This is a genomic window from Paractinoplanes rhizophilus, assembly GCF_042664765.1.
In the GTDB taxonomy this organism is placed as follows: domain Bacteria; phylum Actinomycetota; class Actinomycetes; order Mycobacteriales; family Micromonosporaceae; genus Actinoplanes; species Actinoplanes rhizophilus.
Genome location: NZ_JBHTBJ010000001.1, coordinates 242,070 through 262,557 on the forward strand (window position 1 = coordinate 242,070; position 20,488 = coordinate 262,557).

A 20,488-nucleotide genomic window follows, 5' to 3' on the forward strand; every position below is an offset into this window, starting at 1 on the left:
GCGCCGGGACTCTAGCGGACCCCGAGATCGTAAGTCTTGGTGGATTGATCGCGGTAGGTGTCGACCATGCGCCGGCTGTACGTCCCGGTCGGTTGGCGCAGGTTGATGCTCATCACCCGGCGTTCGCAGCAGCATTCGCAGGTGATCCGCAGAATTGCCTGGCGACGGTAGTAAAGGGGCGCGATCTCGACCCGCCGGTGGACCACACCGTTGTCGAGATCGGCCTGGGAGAGGCTGACGCTCTCCTCGTCCGCCTGCTCGGTGCGGTTCAGTTGCCGGCTGTTGTCGCGTTCCTTCAGGGAATCGCTCAGGTGGGCGCTGACCTCCTTCACCACCGACCCGCTCAGGCCCAGTCGGGACTCCAGCTGGGCGATGCTCTCCTGCTCGAGGCTCACCTCGTTCTCGACGACCACCGTGTTCACCCGCCGGCGACTCGTTCCCGACTCGATCTCGGAGACGATGGTGTAGTCCTCCTCCAGGCACGCGGCCCGGGAATCCCCCGGCTCGATGCCGAGCAGCTCGACGACCTGGCCCGGCGACGAGAAGAGCGACCGGCGGCGCCGGACGTAGCGGCCGACGAACTTGGCGTTGCGCTCGTACTCGCGTTCGGCCTCCTCGAGGTACGTGATGCGCTGGTTCAGGATCTCCTGCGCCAGCTCCTCGGCGGTGCACCCGCGGTCGAGATAGGCCATCCCGAGGGCGTTCAGCTCGACCAGGTCCGCCTTGTCCGACTGCCCGCTGATGATGATCCCGCGGACCCGGTGATCGATCTTCCTGATCTCCGCGAAGACCTTGGTGCCGTCCATCGGCAGCGTCGGCTGCAGCCGCTGGTCGAGCACGGCGACCTTGACGCCGCCGCCCCTCACGACGGCCAGGGCGCGGTCCAGGCTGTCGGTCACCTCGTACTCCAGGTTGGTGCGGAGTCCGACCGTGCGCGCCAGGGCCTTCATCGGCTCCAGGTGATCGTCGACCAGCAGCACCTCGATCATATCTCTCCCCTCGTGTCGGGCAGGCGCACCACGACCAGCGCCCGGCCGTCCTGAAGAGCGATGTCGACCCGTCCGCCGCGATGCATGTCGGCCAGCCGTTCGGCGACCTTCAGCCCGAGCCCGGGACCGGGATGCTTCGTCGAGAAGCCCGGGGCCGGCAGCTCGGTGCCCGGCGGCACCGCATTCGCGCAGCGCAGTGTCGCGTACCCCGGCTCGGGCTGATACTCCACGGTGATCTCGCCCGCCGGCTCGCTCGCCTCGACCGCGTTCTCGATCAGGGGCATCAGCAGCGCGGCCAGGTAGGTGTTCTGGTAGTCGGCAACCAGCTCCGGGACACCGAGCAGGATCAGCTTCGTGCCGCGCTGATGCGCCGCCTCGGCGGCCGCGTGCAGCGTCCTGATCGTCTCGGGCAGCGGGGCGTCGCGAAGCCGCTCGGTACGCCGGGCCGCGTCGACCACCTGCCCGAAGACCGAGAGGAACACATCGCACGTCTCGACGAACCTGCCGATCTGGCCGCACTGGTCGCGAAGCGATTCGTCGTCGAGGTGGGTCAGCTCGATCGCTTCGGTCTCGTAGCGGATGGCATGCAGCGGCGTCCGCAGGGAGTGGGTCAGCTCCTGCACGATGTTGCTGTCGGTCAGCTCCGGCGCCGGCTCCGTTCCCGGCGCCTCGGTGGCGGTCACCGCCGCGATCTCCGGCGGCGCCGGCTGCAGCGCCCGGACGGCCTCGATCAGGGCGACCATCGTCTCCCGGTGCTGCTGGTCGCTCCGGCGCGCCGCGTCCGTCGCCTGCCGCAGGATCAGCTGCTGGCCGACCGCCTGCCGGTATTGCACGGCCACGACGACCGCGAGACCGGCAATCATCACCATGGTGACCGCAATCAAGGTCGCGTCCACGCGCAGCCCCCAGTAATCGTCCCGCCGAGCGCTTGCAGCTTACCGGCGAGGACGGGCCTCGATCGGTCTGCCGCTCCGTCCATGGTCGCCGCCGTCCGGCCGGCCGCGCTCAACCGAAAGTGAAGAGGCGGGAGACGGGCGGCAGCGGGATCGCACGCTCGCCGGACCGCCGGCACACGCCGACCCGGAAACGGGCGTCGTCGGGGGCGACGAAGGCCAGCTCGGTGAAGCCCTCGGCGAGGAACCGGGCCCGGACCTCGGCGCTCGGGTCCGCGTCGCCGTCGCCGCGGCCGCGGGTCCAGATCACGGTGGCGCCCGGGTTGGTCAGTGCCGGCAGCGCCGCGACCGTGCGGCGCATGTCGGCCGGCGGGATGTTGCCGAAGACGCCGCAGGCCAGGAGCACGTCGACCGGCTCCACATCGGCGTAGGTCGCAATCGCGCCGGCGTCGGCGGTGCGGACCTCGACGAGCGGGAGGTCCAGCTCGGCCGCGGTCTCGCGGGCGCGGTGGGCCAGCCCGGGGTCGAGCTCGATCAGCAGGGCGCGCACCGAACGGCCGCCGGGCTGCGACGCGAGCAGCGGCAACACGTCGCGGCCGTCACCCGCGCAGATGCTGAGCAGGCTCGCGGGCCCTTCGGCCAGGGCGTCGCGCAGATGCTCGCGCACCACCTCGAGGCGGCGGCTCAGCGAGGAGCCCGGGGCGTCGTAGTCGTCGTGCCATCGGACCCAGTCCCGCGTCATCTGCCCAGTCAACCGGATCTCACGCGTCGGTGGTGTCCGCCAGGCGCGCCGCGGCGCGGAGCTCGGCGTGCACGCCGGCCGCGCACGGGTCCGGCTCGGACACCGGTTGCTCGCGCTCCCACGCCCGGGTGGCCGCGAGCAGGCCGGTCGCGCGCGATGCCGGAGGATGTCGCCGGATCCGGCGGCGGTATGGCCGTTTTCGCAGGCCCACGGCGTCGCCTCCCCGAGCTCGCCCCGCTGATGATCATGCGAAGCTAACTCGCGGGCCGCGTCCCGCAGGTCCGCCGTCCCGTCGCTCCCCGATGGCCGATGGTCGAGGAGTGGATCATCTGTTGGTGCAGCTAGGACTGTGGTCTTTGCTCGCGGGCGTGTGCGGCGCGCATCAGCGGCAGCACGTTCAGCGGCGTCAGATACGGCTGGAGCCGCCGCACGTACGCCGCCTGCGCCAGCACCGTCGCGCGCAGCTCGGTCACGGTCCGCGCGCCACAGCGGACGTTGCCCGGCGCGCCCAGCGCCGCCCCGACCACCAGGGCCGGGAGGTCGGCGGTCAGCCGGACCTCGCCGAGGTCCTTGGCCACACTGGTCGTCACCGACCGCGCGGCGGGATCGAGGACGATCTGGTAGCTGAGACCGTCGCCGGAATAGCTGACCAGGGAACCGCCGCCGGCCGGCCGGGACAGGCCGTACTCGGCGACCAGGAAGTGGAAGGCCCGCTCCACCTCGGTCTCGAACGACTTCCTTACCGACACGCCGACCCCCCATCTCGATCCCGACGGAAGCTCCGGACACCGCACGGCGACCGGAATAGATCGACAAAAGCAGATGCGCTTCCGGTACGCAACGGGGTGCGCGCAACGATCTTGATGTGGTGGAGCGCACCGCCCGCATCGCGGCGTGCGGGACGCGGTGGCGGGGTACAAAGAGAGCATGGGTGAGATCGTTCTGATCCGGCACGGGCAGACGGAGTGGAGCGCCGCGGGCCGCCACACCTCGTACACGGATCTGGACCTGACCCCCGAGGGCGAGCGGCAGGCGCGGGCCGCCGGGGAGCGCCTGTCCGGCCGTACGTTCGCCGCGGTGTTCTCCAGCCCGTGCAAGCGGGCCCTGCGCACCGCCGAGCTGGCCGGCCTCACGGTCACCGAGATCACCGAGGACCTGGCGGAGTGGAACTACGGCGAGTACGAGGGCGTCACCTCGGCCACGATCCACGAGTCCGACCCGGGCTGGTCGCTGTGGACCGACGGCGCGCCGGGCGGCGAGACGCCCGAGCAGATCACCGTGCGCATCGACCGGGTGCTGGCCCGCGCCCGCGAGCTCACCGGCAGCGGCGACATCGCGCTGATCGCGCACGGACACTCGCTGCGGGTCGCCGGCGCGCGCTGGATCGGCCTGCCCGCGAGCGGCGGCGGAAAGCTTGTGCTCGGCACCGCGACACTTTCCGTGCTGGGTTTCGAGCACGGTGAGCAGGCCATCGGCGTTTGGAACTGCTGAGGCAGCGGCATCATGATCTCCCTATGACGAGAAGCGCGCGCTGGCTGGCCCTGCTGGTGGCCGGCGCGTTCTTCATGGAGATCCTCGACGCCACCGTCATCGCCCCCGCCGCCCCGCACATCGCCGAGGACCTGGGCGTCGCGCCCGTCACGATCAACGTCGCGATCACCGCGTACGTCTTGACGCTGGCCGTCCTGATCCCGATCAGCGGGTGGCTCACCGACAAGTTCGGCGCCCGCCGCGTCTTCTCGGCGGCGGTCGCCGTCTTCACCCTGGCCTCCGCCGGCTGCGCCGCCGCCACGTCCTTGCCGATGCTGGTGGCGACCCGGGTCCTGCAGGGTGTGGGTGGCGCCATGATGGTCCCGGTGGGCCGCCTGGTGGTGATCCGCACGACCGAGAAGACCGATCTCGTACGGGCGGTCGCATACCTGACCTGGCCCGCGCTGGCGGCGCCGCTGATCGCCCCGGCGCTGGGCGGGGTGCTCAGCACGTACGCGTCATGGCGCTGGATCTTCCTGGTCAACGTGCCGCTCGGCGTGATCGCGCTGCTGCCGGCCCGGCGCCTGGTGCCCGACGTGCGCGCGGACGACCCGGGCCGGCTGGATCTGCGCGGTTTCCTGCTGGCAGCCTGCGGGATCGCCGCCCTGGTCTTCGGCCTGGAGGGCGTGGCGTCCTCGCACCCGCGCTGGAGCCTGGCAACGAGCGCGCTGGTGGTGGCGGCCGCCGCCCTGACCCTCACGGTCGTCCACCTGCGACGCGTCCCGGCCCCGCTGGTCGACCTGCGCATCCTGGCCGTGCGCACCTACCGGGTGACGGCGCTGGGCGGCTCGGTGTTCCGCGCCGTGATCACCGCGATCCCGTTCCTGCTGCCGCTGTTCTTCCAGCTGGGCTTCGGCTGGACCGCCGCGCACGCCGGCCTCGTGGTGATCGCGCTGTTCGCCGGCAACGTGGGTATCAAGCCGGCCACCACCCCGCTGATGCGTCGCTTCGGCATGCGGCCGGTGATGCTGGGCTCGGTGCTCGCCTCGGCGGTCTGCCTGGTCGCCATGGCGTTCCTGACGCCGGCGACGCCCTTGGTGTTGCTGCTGGGTTTGCTGATGGTGAGCGGAATCTTTCGCTCGATCGGCTTCACCACCTACAACACCGTGGCGTTCGCCGATGTCCCCGGCCCTCGGATGACCAGCGCCAACACTCTGATGTCCACGCTGCAGGAGCTGGGCGGCGGGCTGGGCGTGGCGGCCGGCGCGCTGCTGGTGCGGCTGGGCGCCGGCGTGGGTACCGACGGCGAGGGCGCCTACCGGTTCGCCTTCGTGCTGCTCGCGGTGCTGCTGCTGATCCCGGCCGTGGAGGCGTTCACGCTGCCCCGGACGGCCGGCAACGTCGTGGCGGGCAGGCCCGGATGACGCGGCCGGCAGAGCGGGATGATGTGGCGGCCGGGACCGGATGGCATGGCGGGGAGGACCGATGATTTCGCTGACGACGGCGGTATTTTCCCGCGCGGAAACCGACGAACTTGACGAAATTTGCCGCTCCCAGCCCGCCTACTGGCGGCTCAGCGGCGACGCGGACCCCGAGACGATGACCCGGGACTCGGTCGAGGCGATGCTCCGCGCGGACGCCGCGGCGGACGGCTGCGAGACCCTGGTGGCGCGCGACGGCACCGGCCGGGTGGTGGGCTTCGTGCAGTTGCTGCTGCGGCATCCGGTGAGCGGCCGTCCGTGGATCGGGCTGCTGATGGTCGACGGCCGGCTCGGGCGCCGCGGATACGGCCGCGACATTGTCGCCGCGGTCGAGGAAAGATTCCGCAGCGGCGGGGCGGCCGCGGTGGAGCTGGGCGTGCTGGTCGCCAACGAGGCCGCGCGCTCGTTCTGGGAGCGCCTCGGCTACCGGGCGATCGATGTGCGCCCGGACCGGGACAAGGGCCGCCCCACCGCGGTGCTGGAGAAGCCCTTGTGAACCCGTACGTCAGAGCGGTTTGAGAAGGTCCTCGAAGTTGATGTTGAGGGCGAACGGGTCGGCCACCGAGACCGGGTCCCGCCGCTCCAGCTCGCGCGCCAGCTCGGCGCTCGCCTGCTCGATGCGCTCGCGCAACATGCCCTCGGCCGAGCCGGAGCCCCAGTCGTCGGTGGCCGCGAAGACCGCCGTGGGGATGACCACCGCGCGCAGGTAGGCGAACAGCGGCCGGAGCGCGTGCTCCAGGGCCAGCGAGTGCCGCGCGGTGCCCGCCGTGGCGGCGATGATCACCGGCTTGTCGGCGAGGGCGTCCTTGTCGATCACGTCGATGAACGACTTGAACAGCCCGCTGTAGCTGGCCGCGAAGATCGGCGTCACCGCGATCAGCGCGTCCGCGGCCTCGACCGCGTCGATGGCCTCCTTGAGCGCCGGCGGCGGAAACCCGGTGAGCAAGTTGTTGGCGATGTCGTGCGCCAGATCGCGCAACTCGACGACCTTGACGTCGAGGGCGATGTCCGTCGCCGCGGCGGCGGTGACCGCCGCCGCGGAGATCTGGTCCGCGAGCAGCCGGGTGGACGACGGCTGGCTCAGGCCGGCCGAGACGACCACAAGATTTCGCTGGTTCATGCGGAAACCTTTCCGTTCTCCGCGTTCTTCGCGGCCAGCAGGGACTGGTGGGTGGGCGCGTCCGGGACGTGCGCCGGCTTCAGCGCCGCGAACTCCTTGCGCAGCACCGGCACGACCTCGCCGCCGAGCAGGTCGAGCTGCTCGAGGACGGTCTTGAGCGGCAGGCCGGCGTGGTCCATCAGGAACAGCTGGCGCTGGTAGTCGCCGACGTAGTCGCGGAAACCCAGCGTCCGGTCGATGACCTGCTGCGGGCTGCCGACGGTCAGCGGCGTCTCGCGGGTGAAGTCCTCCAGCGACGGGCCGTGGCCGTAGACCGGCGCGTTGTCGAAGTACGGCCGGAACTCGTTCACCGCGTCCTGCGAGTTCTTGCGCATGAACACCTGGCCGCCGAGGCCGACGATGGCCTGGTCGGCGTCGCCGTGGCCGTAGTGCGCGAACCGCTCGCGGTAGAGCGCGATCATCCGCTGGGTGTGCGACGCCGGCCAGAAGATGTGGTTGGCGAAGAAGCCGTCGCCGTAGTAGGCGGCCTGCTCGGCGATCTCGGGGCTGCGGATCGAGCCGTGCCAGACGAACGGCGGGATGCCGTCGAGCGGGCGCGGCGTCGACGTGAAGCTCTGCAACGGGGTGCGGAACTTTCCCTGCCAGTCCACGACATGCTCGCGCCACAACTTGTGCAGCAGCGCGTAGTTCTCGATCGCCAGCGGGATGCCCGCGCGGATGTCCTTGCCGAACCACGGGTAGACCGGCCCGGTGTTGCCCCGGCCCATCATCAGGTCGACGCGGCCGCCGCTCAGGTGCTGCAGCATCGCGTAGTCCTCGGCGATCTTCACCGGGTCGTTGGTGGTGATCAGCGTGGTCGCGGTGCTGAGCAGCAACTTGTCGGTCTGCGCCGCGATGTACGCGAGGGTGGTGGTCGGCGAGGAGGAGAAGAACGGCTCGTTGTGGTGCTCGCCGAGCGCGAAGACGTCGAGGCCGACCTCCTGCGCGTGCTTGGCGATCGTGACGATGTTCTTGATGCGCTCGCCCTCGGACGGGGTCTGCCCGGTCGTCGGGTCGGTGGTGATGTCGCTGACGCTGAAGATCCCGAACTGCATGACCCGCTCCTGAGCTGCTTGGCGTTGTCCCTACGGCCGCCTCAACGCCGCCGGCCACGGAAGTATTTCAAATCTAAAAGATCCGCGCTGCGGCGCGGGTCACACCATTGTCCGGACATCCCCTGAACAGGCTGATCCTTTGCCGCCAGGGGTATCAATGAGGGAATTCCCCGTGTGGTGGAGTGCGAACGGGGGGACGATGTCTTAGTGTGCAACGTCGTTCCCCGGGGATGACCGGTTGCGCCATGACTAGGGTAAGCTCTGGGCTGCAACGGCCTGGCCGCTCCGCCAGCCTCGACCTAGTCGTGTACCGCCCTGAGTGCTGGAGGAGTCCCTGTGGGCGACAGCGTTTTACGTGCCGCGCTGGCGACCGGCCCCGCCAACGACGATGCGCCCTGGGATCGGTTCGATTCCGATGAGTACTTCTGGCACAACTACAAGCACCTGCGCCACGACGACGCCCGCATCATCGACATCGTCGCCGACTTCTTCGAGCACTGCTTCGACCGCGCCCAGCCCCGCGCGCTCGCCAACGCCATCGACGTCGGCTCCGGCACCAATCTCTACCCCGCCCTCACCATGCTGCCGTTCGCGGCGCGGGTGACGCTGTTCGAGCGCTCGCACACCAACCGGCAATGGCTGATCGACGCGCTGGTGAAACCGCAGAGCAGCTGGCGCGACGAGTTCTGGCCCGCCATCTCGGACGGCCGCCCGGCGTACCAGCGGATCAAGGACCCGATGGACGTGCTGGCCGGGCTGGCCTGGGTGACCAAGGGCAACGTCTTCGCCCTCAGGTCCGGGCAGTCCGGGGCGTACGACCTCGGCACGATGTTCTTCGTGGCCGAGTCGATCACCACCCGCGACGACGAGTTCGAGCGCGCCACGCTGAACTTCATCGACTCGCTGAAACCGGGCTCGCCGTTCGCCGCCGCCTTCATGTGCCGATCCGAAGGCTATTACGTCGGCTCGACGTTCTTCCCCGCGTATTCGATCGATGACACGGACGTGAAGTCGTGCCTTGAATCCGTCGCCCGGATAAGCCAGATTGAGAGGGTCGACAGCGACGACCTCCGCGACGGGTACAGCGGGATGATCGTCGCGACGGGATGGAAGAGGTAGCACACCCACGGACGGGTAAGGTGACGGCACACCTATGCAGACCCAACCGCGTCAACAGCTGCTCGACATCTGGCAGGCAACAGCCCGGGTCTCCTATCGCGACGGTGAGTGGATCCGCGACGGCCGCAACGGGGGCAACTCGATCAGCGACGCGGAGCAATTGCTCTGCATCATGGCGCCGGCCACCCAGATCCCGCTGTTCCGGCTCGACCGTCCCGACGCGGTCGCCGGCGACGTCCTGGACAAGCTGCGGGTCCTGGGCGACAACAGGCAGATTCCGGTACGGCTGATCCACGCGCTCACCGCCTACATCGACCGCTACACCGCCCCCGACGGGACGCCGATCTTCTCCGGCAGCGGCTATTTCCGCTCCGACGTGCCGGACGAGGAGATCAAACAGGCTCAGCTCGAGCTGGACGTGGTGGACTCGTTCTCGATCTCGGTGACGCTGATGCTGGCGATCACCGGTTTCGTCAAGATCTTCCGGCAGGAGCTGGCCCGCCCCGCGCTGATCGAGCTGGTCGATCAGCTGCAGGAAAAGGCGAGCCGGCGGTTGTCGGCGGCGATGACCGGGCTGCTGCGCAGCTTCGCGGTCAACGTGTTCGCGGCCGACTCCCTCTTCGGCCACGAGCTGATCCGCACGGTCAACCAGCGCCGGCGCCCGGTCCAGCAGGTGGTCGACGAGCTCCGCGAGGCGTTGCGCGAGATCAACGCCCGGCTCCGCGACGACGTCACCATCGGTTCCGGCGCCGCCGAGGGCTCCGAGCTCGACAACCCGAACCGGCTGTTCGAGTGCGGCTGGTCCTGGGGCGTGGTGCGGGAGGCGCCCGAGATCGAGACCCAGGCCCGGATCGGCGCGCAGAAACCGGGCGTGGCGCAGAACGCGCCCTACCTCTACTTCACCACGGTCGCCCTGGACGCGATCCAGGAGCTCACCTCCCCGCGGACCCGGCTGCTCGGCCTGCTCGACCCCGAGCAGCTGCGGCTCACCCAGTCGCTGCAGTTGCGTTACGAGCTCACCCAATCGTACTGGGCGACGGTCGCGACCTTCGGCGGCGGCAAGTGGCCCCTCGAGGACATGCCGTGGCGCACCACCGACGGCATCGAGGCCGACTACTTCACCCTGCTGGTCGGCGGCATGGTGGTGCAGAACATGCAGGCGGCGGGCGCCTCGGACACCGACCGCCGGCGGGTGGCCAACGTGATGGAGGACCTCGCCGCGCGCAGCCGCATCACCCGCCGCTCGACCGAGCCGGAGACCGCGACCGCGGTGCACTACCCGGGCATGCAGTTCCCACTGGAGGGCAGCGAGGACGTGGGCGGCCCGACCCTGGCGTGGACGGTCGCCGACATCTCGCCGACGCTGTACCGGCGCACGATCAACCTGGCCCAGATGCTCACCGACGGCCCGGCCCGCAGCCGGATGATCGGGCTGTCCGACGACATCTGGAAGCACCTGTCCTCCCGCATCATCACCGAGGGCGAGGACCGGGGGCTGTGGGACCGGCCGGCCGGCGCCTTCCCCTACCTCGCCAAGGACGACGACGGCCCGGGCAAGGTGTCCTGGTACTACACCAAGCGGGTGGTCGACTGCCTGGTCGCGGCGGCCCGGTTGATCCAGGAGCCGTCGCCGCCGAGCGACCTGCTCGGCCGGGTCGCCGACGACCTGCTCAACGAGGCGGAGTACCTGTACGACCGGGAGCTGCTCAACGGCACCACCACCCGCGGCATGGGGCTGAAGGTCGAGCTGGACCAGATCGGGCTGGAGCTGCGCCGCGCCCGGGCGGTGCGGCCGCGGCGCCCGGGCGTGGCGGTCGCGCTCGGCCAGGAGGTGCTGGGCCGGCTCGACCGGCTGTCGGCGGCCCGCGGGGCGGACAGCGGGCCGGCCTGATGCTGATCTTCGCGACCTCCGACAAGGGCGGCACCGGCCGCTCGGTGACCAGCTGTAACCTGGCCTACCGGCACGCCCTGCAGGGTAAGAACGCGTGCTACCTCGACTTCGACTTCGGCTCGCCCACCGCCGGGGCGATCTTCGACCTGCCGGACGCGCCGGCCGGGGTGGCCGGCGGCGGCCTGCACAGCTACCTGATCGACGGCGAGACCGAGCCCAAGGAGATCAACGTCTGGGCGGCGTCGCAGCGCGAGGCGCTGCGGGCCCGGCCGGCCGGCGCGGGCGAGCTGATCCTGCTGCCCGGCGACCGGGGCCGCGGCGAGTTCAGCTCGGGTCCGGGGATCGTGGAGCGCTGCACCGAGCTGCTGCTGCGCCTGTCCGAGGAGTACGACCTGGTGCTGGTCGACCTGAGCGCCGGCCGCTCGTACGCCACCGAGATCGTCCTCGAGGCCACCGCCGCGGCCGCGATCCCGGCCCGGTGGATCGTCTTCCATCGGTGGACGCGGCAGCACATCATCGCCGCGGGCAACCTGGTGCTGGGCCCGCAGGGCATCCTCGACACCGGCGAGCAGAAGGGGCACCGCCGGGCCGACCTGGTGGAGAACATCCGCTTCGTCCGTACCGCGGTGCTCGACCCGTCCGCGCCCGAGCAGGCCGGCCTGCGCCCCGAGCAGCTCGCCTGGCTCGATGTGTGCAACCGGCGGCTGCAGGAGCTGGCCAGCCGCAGCGGCGTCGGCCAGGCCAAGCTGCTCGGCGAGGTGCCGCTCGACCCGGTGCTGCAGTGGCAGGAGCAACTGCTGTCCAACGACGACGTCTGGCTCTACCGCACGGCCAACGAGCGCACCGTCAACGCGCTCGAGGAGCTGGCCAAGAAGATCGTCGACGAGAGCGCGTGGGAGGGGCTGTGACCACCGCGGACGACGTGTTCACCGAGGTGAGCGCCGTCCCCGCGGCCCGGTCGGTGGCCCTGTCGCACCTGTCGCTCGAGCTCGGCCACCTCTACATGGACGACTACGAGCAGGGCGGGCAGCGCCTGCGCGAGCACTTCCGGCGGGTCGCGCCGTGGGCTCGCGCGGCCGCCGGGCAGGTCGCCGTGGCCCGCCCCCGGATCAGCACCTGCTTCCTGATCGACGACTACTTCACCAGGTTCTCCTCGCCGCGCGAGGTGGTGCCGGCGCTGGTGGCGGCGGCCCGCGCCGCCGACCTGGAGATCGACTACGTGGCCCGGGAGTCCGGGTGCGCCCGGGTCGGCGATCTCGACCTGGCGGCGGTGGTGCAGGCGCACATCGTGGACGAGCCGCCCGAGGGCACCACCGGCGGCCGGCCGCCGGTCAGCGTGTCGGGCTGGCTGACCAACGGCGAGCGCTCGCCGTCGGCGGCGGCCGCGGCGATGTCCGCGCCCCGGCCGTGGGCGCCGCCACGGGAGAGCGCGATCCGCAACCACTCGATCTTCGTGGACGTCGAGCTGTGGAGCGTCGAGAACGGCGAGCGGAAGTGGTCGTGCCCGTTCCTGGCGGCGGTCTGGCAGTTGCAGCGGCTGGGGCTGCTGCGCCACCTCGGCGAGCCGGTCGCCGAGCCGGTGCCGGGCCGGCCCGAGGAGCTGCCCGCGGCGTGGGACGAGATGCCCGCGGTCTTACGGCTCAACCCGAAGGCCGCGCCGTTCCGCGCATACCGCACGTTCAACGTGCTGGACCGCCGGTTCCTGGCGATCGAGCACGCGGTGCGCACGATCCTGAGCCAGGTGGGCGTGGATCCGCTGGTCGCCGGGCAGGTGCTCGAACGGGCCGGCGCCGAGGGCGTGGCGCTGCCGGACGAGACGGTCGAGCGGATCGACTACCTGTTCGTCTGAGCGGGGCGCAGCTCGCGGGAGACGTCCCACAGCTCCCGGAACAGCTGCGAGCACTCCTTGACCCGGGAATCGGTGAGCACCAGCCGGGTCTCGGCCACCTGGGCCTTGCTCGGATCGGTGGTGGTGGGCGTGGTCTCGTACGCAAGAATGTCGTCGAACAGGATCAAATCACGCACCTGGACCTGCAGCGGGGTGGGCACCGCCAGGCGGTCGAGCAGGCGCACCTCGATCAGCATCTCCCGCTGCTCCTCGTAGGCGCGGCGCAGTTCGGGATCGTGCTCCATGTCCGGCGACTCCAGCACGAAGATCCGGCGCACCCGCCGGCCGTCGCGGGCCGCTCGCCGCTGGGCGTCGAGGTAGCGCTGGCCGATCTCGCTGTGCCACAGATCGTGGTCGACCGCGGCCAGGCTGATCGCGTCGACGCTGGTGGTGGCCGTGCGGGTGAGGCCGAGCAGCCAGTCGCGGTCCTCGCCGTAGTAGGTGACCGTGCCGCCCTCGGCGAGCTGCTTGAGGAAGTCCGACATCTCCTTGATCTTGGCCTGGACGAACTTGTAGACGATCGGCGGCGAGTCGGGCGAGATGCTGGTCGAGTTGCGCACCAGCTGGGTGACCAGGTCGGTCTGCAGCGCCGACGCCTCGATCAGGCCGAACAGCGCGGTCGCCTCGCTGATCTCCGAGAACGCGTCCCCGACCAGCTTCTTCATGTCGGCCATGCCCTCCCGCTCGATCTCCTCGACGCCGGCCAGCCGCTTTTCGAAGTCGACCAGGAAGCGGACCATCAGCGCGATCCCGCCGATCAGGATGGACAGGATGATGCAGATCGCCTGCGGCTGATCCAGGCCGTTGGTGACCAGGAAGGTGATGCCGCCGCTGGCCACGGTGAGCAGCGCCGTCTTGATGACCCCGCTGGTGCCGTTCCCGGTCGCCGCCACGGCTGTCTCGGCGCTCACGGGCGGTTCGCCGCGGACAGGGACTCGGCCAGCATCACCGCGAACTGGTCGCGGACGCGGGTGGCCAGCGTGGTCCACTGCCGGCTGAAGCCGGGCCGTCGCTCGAGGACGGCCCACATCGTCTCGGTGAGCTCGTCGGCGCGGGCGGCCGGCATCCATAGGTGCAGCAGCCGGTCGATCGCGGGGCCGAGCCGCCGCAGCGTGTCGCCGCGGGGCAGCCGGCCGATCGCCGACTTGCGCACGCTCTCGATGAGCGTGGAGAGCAGCCAGTCGTGCAGCGCGACGTCCTCGCAGGCGGCGGCGATCCGCCCGGCGTCCAGCCGGCCCGCACCGCCGGCATGCGGCCGGTGGGCGTCTTCGGCATCCGGCCGGGCCGCGTTTTCCCCATCCACACCGCCGAGGTTTCCGCGGCCGGGCCGGCCGACCGTGAAGGTCAGCAGGCGCAGGCGGCGGTCGTGAACCTCGAAGTGGACGCCGGACAGCGGAGTCTCGTCGTCGCCGACGCGGGCCACCCATCTCAGGCGGGAGCGGGCCGCGCGAAAGGAGTCGTCGGGGCCGCCGCGCGCGGCGCTCTGCACCTCGTTGGTGGCGCGCTGGGCCACCGCGCCCAGGTCGAGGACGGCCGGCACGCGCTCGGGGTGGGCCAATTCCCGGGCCAGCGCGTCCCAGCGCGGCCTGCCGATCGCCTCGATGTGGCCGGGCCGCGCCAGATAGTGCGACCACGGGCGGCGGGCGGTGTGACCGGAAGGCACGATCATCGCGTACGCGGAACCCTGCACCACCTCGTTGTCGGTGATCGCGGCCCGCTGCAACGCCGTGCCGATGCCGCGGGCGTGGCCGGCGGCCAGCGCGCAGTCGACGCCCACCGGGCGCTCGGGCGAGCGCACATAGGACCGTGGCCGGGTGGCCACCAGAACCCGCTCGCCCGCGACCAACTCGACCAGTCTCCGTCCGTCGTCGCTGGACGACGGGTCGCGTCCGCGTAGCAGTCCGGTGTCCACCTCACCCACGACGAGCACGTAGGCCCCCCATTCGTTGGCGGCGCGGGAACCCTGGGCGCCGAGCGAAAGCAGCGCGAGTCGCCGATGACCGTACTGCGCGCCCCAGCTGTGTCCACACACATCGTGCGTCCCCGCCCGCATGACGCCAGCCTGTCGATTGCACCCCAAAGACCCGAGGATTGCAACCGTCCGTGATCGATCCGGAGCGGTCGGTGTACATAGCATCAACGGCGGAGTGATTCAAGGCTTGGACGCCGTATCCGCATCGTCCGCACATTCATGTTCCTCACGTGGCGTTGTCCCGCGACGGAGCATCGATCACCGTTAGCGTCGAAAGATGGACCGACCCGATGTGCTCGTCGTCGGCGCCGGTGTCTCCGGGCTGACCACGAGCGTGCGACTGGCCGAGCAGGGCCTGCGCGTCCGGCTCGTCGCCGAGGCAGCGCCCCGCGACACGAATTCGGCCGCCGCCGGCGCGATCTGGGACCCGATCTACGCCGAGCACGCGCGCGTCCCCGAGTGGGCCGCCGCCAGCTACGCCGTCTTCTCGCGGATGGCCGCCGAAAGCTTCCCCGGCGTCCGCGTCGTCGACGGCATCGAGGCATCCCGCAGCCCGATCACGTCGCCCGGGTGGGCCCGCGGCCTGCCCGGCTTTCGCGAATGTGTCCGGGCCGAGCTGCCGAAAGGTTTCGTGCACGGCTGGCACTACACGGCGCCGATCATCGACATGCCGCCGTACCTGGCCGCGCTCGAGGCGATGGTCCGGGCGTCCGGCGCCGAGCTGCGGTTCGGCGCCCGGCTGACGTCGCTGGCCGAAGGTTTCGCGCAGGCGCCGATCGTCGTCAACTGCAGCGGCTCGGGCGCCCGCGAGCTGGTGCCCGACCCGACCGTCAAGCCGATCCGCGGGCAGCTGGTGGTGATCCGCAACCCCGGGCACCGCGAGTTCTTCGCCGAGCACACCGAGGAGCTCGGCGAGATGATCTACCTGCTCCCACAGGGCGACATCCTGCTGCTCGGCGGCAGCGCCGAGGAGGGCGTCGCCGATCCCGAGCCGGACCCGCTGGTGGCCGACGCGATCCTGAAGCGGTGCGGCGACATCTTCCCCGAGATCCGCGACGCCGAGGTGCTGGGCCACCGCGGCGGGATCCGCCCGGCCCGCCCGGTCATCCGCCTCGAGCAGGAAAGCTCCGGTGGGCGGCACATCGTGCACAACTACGGGCACAGCGGCGCCGGCGTCAGCCTCTCCTGGGGTTGCGCCGACGACGTCACCGCCGTCGTGTGCGGCCTGCTCGGCCGCTGACCTCGCATCCGGCTGACCTCTTGTCCGGCATCGGCTTGTCCGGCATCGGCTTGTCCGGCCTCGGCTTGTCCGTCCCTCGGCTTGTCCGTCCCTCGGCTTGTCCGGCCTCGGCTTATCCGGCCTCGGCTTGTCCGGCATCGCGGCCGAGGATCGGTTTCCGGTGGCCGAGCGGGCGGAAACGCCTGCGCATCGCGTCGCGTCGGGCCGTTTCGGTGGCCGCGTACGCCGGGTGCGCGCCTACCGTTTCTTCCGGGCTCGCCGGGCCTGGCGCACCGTCATGCCCGGGTGGGCCGACAGCAGCCGGCTCAGCTCCGATTTTCGCAGGTGGGCGGCCTTGCGGGCGAGAAACTTTCGTTCCGGAAGCTCGGCGACGGTGTCCATCACGGAGTAGCGCTCGGTCAGCCGGGTGCGGCCCGCCGCCTCGGCGCCCGGCGCGAGGGGCCGGCGGTACTCGGCCTTGAGCGCCGCGAGCTGGCGGACCGCGTCCTGGTGGCGGCGCGCCTTGCCGCGCCGGCCAGCAGTCGGATCGCGCCTGTGCGGCCGAGGTATGTCGCCGCGGCGGCCGCCCATCGGCTCATCGGTCCGCTCTCGCCGGGCCTTCGTTCATCGGGAAGAGGATCGGGCTGAGCAGGTGCGGCGCGCGCTCGCCGGTGGGCTCGTTGGCCAGCACCGGGAGGATCGCCTCGCGCAGGCCGGCGATGAGTTTCGCGCGCTCGGCCGGGGTCAGCCAGATCGCGTGCTGACGGTAGCCGACCAGGTCGGACGCCGGGTCCGGGGCCCCGTCCAGGTAGGAGCCGAACTCGGCGAGCAGCACGGCCATCGCGGTGGCGAACGCCCGGCGATGGTCCTCGGTGGTCGCGGAGGCCGCCTTTTTCGCGTCGATGACGGCCCGGTCGCGGCGCAGCCGGTAGCTGCGTTCCACGAAACCACGCACCCGTTGCTCCTGCGCGACCTCGATGATGCCGGCCTCGGCGAGCAGGGCCACATGCCGATAGACGGTCGCCTGCGAGACGTCGGGCAGGCGGGCGCACAGGCCGGCCGTGGTCACCGTGCGGCCGGAGAGGGCGTGCACGATGCGCAGCCGTACCGGATGAAGGAGGAGCTCGACCGGGTCCATTCCCCAATGTTCGCACGGCTGCTAATGTTCGCAGACATGAGAACAATGGTCGGCGGGGTGGCCACCTACCAGTTCGGATCCGGCGGAGCGAGCGTGCTCTACCTCCCCGGGGCCGGCCTGGTCGGACTCGATTTCCTGAATCTGACGAAACTGAGCGGGGCAACGCACCTGCTCTACGACCGCGGTGGCACCGGCTGGAGCGCGCCCGTTCCCCTGCCCCGCAGCGCTCTGGACGTGGCAACCGAGCTGCGCCGGGTCGCCGGGGACGGGAAGCATTTCCTGGTCGGGCACTCGATGGGCGCGGTGTATGCGCGGCGTTTCGCGCAACTTTTCCCCGCGTCGGTGGCCGGGATGCTGCTCCTCGACCCCGGTCACGAGGATCTCTTCGCGCACCTGCCGGCCGAGGCCGCCGCGCTCAACCAGCGGATGAAGCCCGACCCGGCACGGCTGCCCGACCTGACGGCCGAGCAGCGCGCCGCCGCTCGCGACGCGTGGGCCAAAATCCTGAATTCCTGGCCCGCAGCCGTACGCGATGAGCTCGCCGGGCACCACGTGGAGCATTGGCGCACCGGCCTGCTCGAGGCGGCGAACCTCGAGAGCGAGGTCTACGACGAGCTCCGCCACGGCGGGCCCGTGCCGGACGTGCCGGTCATCGTCCTCTCGGCCGGGGCCGGCAATCCGGCCTGGCAGGGCTTCGGCTCACCGGAGCTGATCCGCGCGGCGCTCGACGGCATCCGCGAGCTGCACGCCGGGATCGCCGCGTCGGTCACCGACGGCACGCACCGGGTGATCGACGGCGCGACGCACAACTTCATGCACATCGAACAGCCGGACGCGGTGCGCGACGCCCTCCGGGAACTGATCCGGGGCTGAGTGACGGCCGGCCGGTTGCCGCCGGCCGGCCGTCATCGATCAGCGGCCTTCGAGGGCCTTCACGTTGTCGCCGAAGGTCCAGGACCTCGAGCCGTCCCAGTTGATCGACCAGGTCATCAGGCCCTTGATGGCGCTGACGCTGCGGTAGGCCTGCGACACCAGCGACGGCGCCATGTAGCCGCCACCCGCGCCGGACTGGGCCGGCAGGCCGGGCACCTGCTTGTCGTAGGGCACGCGGATGGTGGTGCCCTGAATGGTCAGGCCGTTGTTCAGGCACTGGGTCTGCACGGTGAAGCCCTGCACCGTGCCGGCCGCGTACGAGTCGCCGGAGCAGCCGTACATCGAGCCGTTGTAGTACTGCATGTTCAGCCACCACAGGCGGCCGTTGTCCACGTACTTCTTGATGATCGGCAGGTACGAGCCCCAGATCGAGCCGTAGGTGACGCTGCCGCCGGTCACGTACGCGGTCTCGGGCGCCATGGTGAGCCCGAAGTTGGCCGGCATCTGGGCGAGCACGCCGTCGATGATGCGGATCAGGTTGGCCTGCGACGTGGAGAGCGTGCCGATGTTGCCGCTGCCGGTCAGGCCGGTCTCGATGTCGATGTCGATGCCGTCGAAGTTGTACCGCTTGAGGATCGGCACGATCGTGGCGACGAAACGGTCGGCGACGGCGCTGGACGACAGGTCGATGCCGGCCGCCGCGCCGCCGATCGACATGAGGATGGTCGCGCCGGCGGCCTTGGCCGCGCACATCTCGGCCGGGGTCGAGACCTTCACGCCGGCGTCCATGCCGTTCTCCCACAGCACGGTGCCGTCGGAGCGGATGACCGGGAACGCCGCGGCGATCACGTTGTATCCGTGCTGGAGCATGCGGCTGTCGTTGATCGGGATCCAGCCGAGTCCCGGGTGGACGCCGTTGGACGCGCCGTCCCAGTTCTCCCAGTAGCCCTGCAGCACCTTGCCGGCGGGCCGCGACTTGACCGCGCAGGTCGAGCCGGTCGGCTGCGTGGTGGGCGAGGTCGTGGGCGGCGTGGTCGGCCCGGTCGTCGGCGGCGTCGTGGGTGGAGTCGTGGGCCGGGTGGTCGGTGGCCTCGTGGTCGGCGAGGTGGTCGGGGTGCCGGTGCACGCACCGAGGTCCTTCCACAGCGACGGCGTCGCGGCCGGGTTCCAGCCGGCGCCCGGATACGCGGTGTGGGTGACGAGCGCCTGATACAGGTGGCCGCCGTAGGTCACCTGCTGCCCGGCCGTGTACGTGACGCCCTCGGCCCAGACGGTGCCCGAGCACGCCACGGCCGCGAACGACGTGCCCTCCCCGGCGACGGCCACGGCCATCGCGCCGGCCGTCACCGCCACCCCTGCGATCAGCGCCAACACCCGGCGACGGACGCCCATGGCTGCCCCTTTTCATCGACGAAGGTGACCCCGCCCGACCGCCCCGCCCACCGCCCGGGACCGGCCGAAGGCCCGATGGAACACATCATGAAGTTCACCTTCGTAAATATCAAGGGTTCTTAACAGTCAGCGGCACTCCCAGGAAATCGGCGAACGGGGTGAGCGCCTTCTCGATGGCACGGTGGTCACGCTCCGACAGCGAAGTCAGTGGCAGGACGGTCACGGTGACGCCCTTGGAACCCAGGACGCGTTTCCAGGTGGCGACCACCCGGCCGTCGCGCACCAGGGTCGACTGGAAGACGCCGTTGCCGCCCGGGACGATCGCGGCCAGCTCGGCGGGCGAGGCCATCAGCGACCGGTCCTTGTAGCCCAGCATGTACTCGTCGAAGCCGGGCAGCGCCAGCCAGCCCCGGAACGGCGAGGCCGAACCGAGCGCGGCGGCCGAGGCGATCATCTCGACGCCGTCCACGTCGACCGCGGCCAGCGCGTCCCCGGCGACGGCTATGCCGGTCTTGCAGTCGGCCATGGTCAGGCCGGTCCAGCCCGCGAAGTCCTTGCGGGTCGCCGGGCCGTGACTCCGGAAGTACCGCAGGGCGATCAGGCCGAGGGCCTCCGCACGCGACGGTCGCGACGGGGCGGGCGCCCACTCGTCGAGGAGCACGAACGTCTGCTCCTTGCCCACGTGCGGCGCGATCGCCGTGACGCCTTGCTGCGACGCGTACCACAGCAGGTGGTAACCCCGTTGCCCGCTCACCTCGATGCCGCCGGACGCCAGCGTCGCCATGCACTCGGATCGCGTCAGCCGGCGTCCGCCCGCCAGGGCGTCGCCGAGCAGCGCGACGGCCCGGTCGGCGGTGGCGGCGTCGAGCCCGATGGTCGCCCGCCGCTTCTCCGCGCCGGCGAGCGCCCGCACGCCCATGAGCTCGAGCATCCAATGCGCGTCGGCGGCCGGCACCAGATGAACCGTGCCGCGCATCGGCCAGGTGCGCAGGACCGTGCGTTTCTCGAGCGCGTCGTTGACGTCGCTCATCGTCCAGCCCGGCAGGCGGGCGCCGAGCGACCACAGCATGCTGTTGGCATCCTGCGACTGCATCGCGCCGAACCACGACACGATCTCGCCGACCGACGCCGGCGCGTTGCCGCGCAGCAGCAGGCTGGAGAGCCGCAGGCCCAGGGCCGTCCGTGAATCCATCCCACGACCCTAGGC

The 20,488-nt window shown here is 70.9% G+C and carries 22 protein-coding genes; 9 read left to right on the top strand and 13 right to left on the bottom strand.

Annotated elements, in window-relative coordinates; all coding sequences use genetic code 11:
* Positions 1 to 11: 11 nt before the first annotated feature.
* The 5 genes from ACFQS1_RS01040 to ACFQS1_RS01060 all read right to left on the bottom strand — a co-directional run bounded on the left by ACFQS1_RS01040 (position 12) and on the right by ACFQS1_RS01060 (position 3,373).
* Positions 12 to 989, bottom strand: coding sequence for a response regulator (locus ACFQS1_RS01040; protein WP_378963932.1), 978 nt, complete (start codon positions 987 to 989; stop codon positions 12 to 14).
* Complete coding sequence (locus ACFQS1_RS01045) at positions 986 to 1,885, bottom strand: sensor histidine kinase (RefSeq protein ID WP_378963933.1); 900 nt, start codon at positions 1,883 to 1,885, stop codon at positions 986 to 988. Before ACFQS1_RS01045 ends, ACFQS1_RS01040 begins: the two co-directional genes overlap by 4 nt.
* A gap of 109 nt (positions 1,886 to 1,994) precedes the next feature.
* Positions 1,995 to 2,624 (bottom strand): SAM-dependent methyltransferase, encoded by a 630-nt coding sequence (locus tag ACFQS1_RS01050; RefSeq protein ID WP_378963934.1) that lies wholly within the window; start codon positions 2,622 to 2,624, stop codon positions 1,995 to 1,997.
* Between the two features lie 19 nt (positions 2,625 to 2,643).
* The gene (locus ACFQS1_RS01055) at positions 2,644 to 2,835 is read right to left on the bottom strand and encodes a hypothetical protein (RefSeq protein WP_378963935.1); all 192 of its coding nucleotides are present in this window, start codon (positions 2,833 to 2,835) and stop codon (positions 2,644 to 2,646) included.
* A gap of 130 nt (positions 2,836 to 2,965) precedes the next feature.
* On the bottom strand, positions 2,966 to 3,373 hold the full coding sequence (locus tag ACFQS1_RS01060; protein ID WP_378963936.1) for a hypothetical protein: 408 nt from the start codon (positions 3,371 to 3,373) through the stop codon (positions 2,966 to 2,968).
* A gap of 178 nt (positions 3,374 to 3,551) precedes the next feature.
* On the opposite strand from ACFQS1_RS01060, the gene ACFQS1_RS01065 reads away from it, so the two are divergent.
* The 3 genes from ACFQS1_RS01065 to ACFQS1_RS01075 all read left to right on the top strand — a co-directional run bounded on the left by ACFQS1_RS01065 (position 3,552) and on the right by ACFQS1_RS01075 (position 6,071).
* Complete coding sequence (locus ACFQS1_RS01065) at positions 3,552 to 4,115, top strand: histidine phosphatase family protein (RefSeq protein ID WP_378963937.1); 564 nt, start codon at positions 3,552 to 3,554, stop codon at positions 4,113 to 4,115.
* A 23-nt stretch (positions 4,116 to 4,138) separates the two neighbouring features.
* Positions 4,139 to 5,518 carry an MFS transporter gene (locus tag ACFQS1_RS01070; RefSeq protein WP_378963938.1) on the top strand — a complete coding sequence of 460 codons (1,380 nt, stop codon included), beginning with the start codon at positions 4,139 to 4,141 and terminating at the stop codon, positions 5,516 to 5,518.
* 61 nt (positions 5,519 to 5,579) lie between these two features.
* Positions 5,580 to 6,071 (top strand): GNAT family N-acetyltransferase, encoded by a 492-nt coding sequence (locus ACFQS1_RS01075; RefSeq protein ID WP_378963939.1) that lies wholly within the window; start codon positions 5,580 to 5,582, stop codon positions 6,069 to 6,071.
* A gap of 9 nt (positions 6,072 to 6,080) precedes the next feature.
* Here ACFQS1_RS01075 and ACFQS1_RS01080 read toward each other — a convergent pair whose 3' ends face one another.
* Together ACFQS1_RS01080 and ACFQS1_RS01085 are read right to left on the bottom strand one after the other, a co-directional pair.
* Complete coding sequence (locus ACFQS1_RS01080) at positions 6,081 to 6,695, bottom strand: FMN reductase (protein WP_378963940.1); 615 nt, start codon at positions 6,693 to 6,695, stop codon at positions 6,081 to 6,083.
* Positions 6,692 to 7,789 (bottom strand): LLM class flavin-dependent oxidoreductase, encoded by a 1,098-nt coding sequence (locus ACFQS1_RS01085; RefSeq protein WP_378963941.1) that lies wholly within the window; start codon positions 7,787 to 7,789, stop codon positions 6,692 to 6,694. The genes ACFQS1_RS01080 and ACFQS1_RS01085 overlap by 4 nt, the downstream gene beginning before the upstream one ends.
* Before the next feature lie 336 nt (positions 7,790 to 8,125).
* Here ACFQS1_RS01085 and ACFQS1_RS01090 point away from each other — a divergent pair, with 336 nt between their 5' ends.
* The 4 genes from ACFQS1_RS01090 to ACFQS1_RS01105 are packed head-to-tail and all read left to right on the top strand — an operon-like array spanning position 8,126 to position 12,648.
* Complete coding sequence (locus ACFQS1_RS01090) at positions 8,126 to 8,908, top strand: SCO2525 family SAM-dependent methyltransferase (protein WP_378963942.1); 783 nt, start codon at positions 8,126 to 8,128, stop codon at positions 8,906 to 8,908.
* Positions 8,909 to 8,942: 34 nt separating this feature from the next.
* A complete protein-coding gene (locus tag ACFQS1_RS01095) occupies positions 8,943 to 10,799 on the top strand; it encodes an SCO2524 family protein (protein ID WP_378963943.1) in 1,857 nt (618 codons plus the stop codon).
* Positions 10,799 to 11,707 carry an SCO2523 family variant P-loop protein gene (locus ACFQS1_RS01100; protein ID WP_378963944.1) on the top strand — a complete coding sequence of 303 codons (909 nt, stop codon included), beginning with the start codon at positions 10,799 to 10,801 and terminating at the stop codon, positions 11,705 to 11,707. Before ACFQS1_RS01095 ends, ACFQS1_RS01100 begins: the two co-directional genes overlap by 1 nt.
* Positions 11,704 to 12,648 carry an SCO2522 family protein gene (locus ACFQS1_RS01105; protein ID WP_378963945.1) on the top strand — a complete coding sequence of 315 codons (945 nt, stop codon included), beginning with the start codon at positions 11,704 to 11,706 and terminating at the stop codon, positions 12,646 to 12,648. The genes ACFQS1_RS01100 and ACFQS1_RS01105 overlap by 4 nt, the downstream gene beginning before the upstream one ends.
* Here the strand turns inward: ACFQS1_RS01105 and ACFQS1_RS01110 are convergent.
* Positions 12,633 to 13,598 (bottom strand): DUF6879 family protein, encoded by a 966-nt coding sequence (locus ACFQS1_RS01110; protein ID WP_378963946.1) that lies wholly within the window; start codon positions 13,596 to 13,598, stop codon positions 12,633 to 12,635. The genes ACFQS1_RS01105 and ACFQS1_RS01110 overlap by 16 nt on opposite strands.
* Positions 13,595 to 14,740, bottom strand: a complete 1,146-nt coding sequence (locus ACFQS1_RS01115) for an SCO2521 family protein (protein ID WP_378963947.1) — start codon at positions 14,738 to 14,740, stop codon at positions 13,595 to 13,597. Before ACFQS1_RS01115 ends, ACFQS1_RS01110 begins: the two co-directional genes overlap by 4 nt.
* Positions 14,741 to 14,936: 196 nt before the next feature.
* Between ACFQS1_RS01115 and ACFQS1_RS01120 the strand changes: the two genes are divergently transcribed.
* Positions 14,937 to 15,899, top strand: a complete 963-nt coding sequence (locus tag ACFQS1_RS01120) for an FAD-dependent oxidoreductase (RefSeq protein ID WP_378963948.1) — start codon at positions 14,937 to 14,939, stop codon at positions 15,897 to 15,899.
* Positions 15,900 to 16,136: 237 nt separating this feature from the next.
* Here the strand turns inward: ACFQS1_RS01120 and ACFQS1_RS01125 are convergent, their stop codons facing one another.
* Positions 16,137 to 16,469, bottom strand: a complete 333-nt coding sequence (locus ACFQS1_RS01125) for a hypothetical protein (protein ID WP_378963949.1) — start codon at positions 16,467 to 16,469, stop codon at positions 16,137 to 16,139.
* 4 nt (positions 16,470 to 16,473) lie between these two features.
* Entirely contained in the window at positions 16,474 to 17,016 is a 543-nt protein-coding gene (locus tag ACFQS1_RS01130) for a helix-turn-helix domain-containing protein (RefSeq protein WP_378963950.1), read from the bottom strand.
* A gap of 36 nt (positions 17,017 to 17,052) precedes the next feature.
* Here ACFQS1_RS01130 and ACFQS1_RS01135 point away from each other — a divergent pair, with 36 nt between their 5' ends.
* Positions 17,053 to 17,889, top strand: coding sequence for an alpha/beta fold hydrolase (locus ACFQS1_RS01135; RefSeq protein ID WP_378963951.1), 837 nt, complete (start codon positions 17,053 to 17,055; stop codon positions 17,887 to 17,889).
* A 39-nt stretch (positions 17,890 to 17,928) separates the two neighbouring features.
* Here ACFQS1_RS01135 and ACFQS1_RS01140 read toward each other — a convergent pair whose 3' ends face one another.
* Together ACFQS1_RS01140 and ACFQS1_RS01145 are read right to left on the bottom strand one after the other, a co-directional pair.
* Positions 17,929 to 19,281 (bottom strand): carbohydrate-binding protein, encoded by a 1,353-nt coding sequence (locus tag ACFQS1_RS01140; RefSeq protein ID WP_378963952.1) that lies wholly within the window; start codon positions 19,279 to 19,281, stop codon positions 17,929 to 17,931.
* A 109-nt stretch (positions 19,282 to 19,390) separates the two neighbouring features.
* Positions 19,391 to 20,473, bottom strand: a complete 1,083-nt coding sequence (locus tag ACFQS1_RS01145; protein WP_378963953.1) for a winged helix DNA-binding domain-containing protein — start codon at positions 20,471 to 20,473, stop codon at positions 19,391 to 19,393.
* Positions 20,474 to 20,488 lie beyond the last annotated feature (15 nt).

Coding starts and splice junctions, on each gene's coding strand:
- ACFQS1_RS01040 (WP_378963932.1), bottom strand. CDS start 989: ATGATCGAGGTGCTGCTGGTCGACGATCACCTGGAGCCGATGAAGGCC.
- ACFQS1_RS01050 (WP_378963934.1), bottom strand. CDS start 2,624: ATGACGCGGGACTGGGTCCGATGGCACGACGACTACGACGCCCCGGGC.
- ACFQS1_RS01065 (WP_378963937.1), top strand. CDS start 3,552: ATGGGTGAGATCGTTCTGATCCGGCACGGGCAGACGGAGTGGAGCGCC.
- ACFQS1_RS01070 (WP_378963938.1), top strand. CDS start 4,139: ATGACGAGAAGCGCGCGCTGGCTGGCCCTGCTGGTGGCCGGCGCGTTC.
- ACFQS1_RS01075 (WP_378963939.1), top strand. CDS start 5,580: ATGATTTCGCTGACGACGGCGGTATTTTCCCGCGCGGAAACCGACGAA.
- ACFQS1_RS01080 (WP_378963940.1), bottom strand. CDS start 6,695: ATGAACCAGCGAAATCTTGTGGTCGTCTCGGCCGGCCTGAGCCAGCCG.
- ACFQS1_RS01085 (WP_378963941.1), bottom strand. CDS start 7,789: ATGCAGTTCGGGATCTTCAGCGTCAGCGACATCACCACCGACCCGACG.
- ACFQS1_RS01095 (WP_378963943.1), top strand. CDS start 8,943: ATGCAGACCCAACCGCGTCAACAGCTGCTCGACATCTGGCAGGCAACA.
- ACFQS1_RS01100 (WP_378963944.1), top strand. CDS start 10,799: ATGCTGATCTTCGCGACCTCCGACAAGGGCGGCACCGGCCGCTCGGTG.
- ACFQS1_RS01115 (WP_378963947.1), bottom strand. CDS start 14,740: ATGCGGGCGGGGACGCACGATGTGTGTGGACACAGCTGGGGCGCGCAG.
- ACFQS1_RS01120 (WP_378963948.1), top strand. CDS start 14,937: ATGGACCGACCCGATGTGCTCGTCGTCGGCGCCGGTGTCTCCGGGCTG.
- ACFQS1_RS01125 (WP_378963949.1), bottom strand. CDS start 16,469: ATGGGCGGCCGCCGCGGCGACATACCTCGGCCGCACAGGCGCGATCCG.
- ACFQS1_RS01130 (WP_378963950.1), bottom strand. CDS start 17,016: ATGGACCCGGTCGAGCTCCTCCTTCATCCGGTACGGCTGCGCATCGTG.
- ACFQS1_RS01135 (WP_378963951.1), top strand. CDS start 17,053: ATGAGAACAATGGTCGGCGGGGTGGCCACCTACCAGTTCGGATCCGGC.
- ACFQS1_RS01140 (WP_378963952.1), bottom strand. CDS start 19,281: ATGGGCGTCCGTCGCCGGGTGTTGGCGCTGATCGCAGGGGTGGCGGTG.
- ACFQS1_RS01145 (WP_378963953.1), bottom strand. CDS start 20,473: ATGGATTCACGGACGGCCCTGGGCCTGCGGCTCTCCAGCCTGCTGCTG.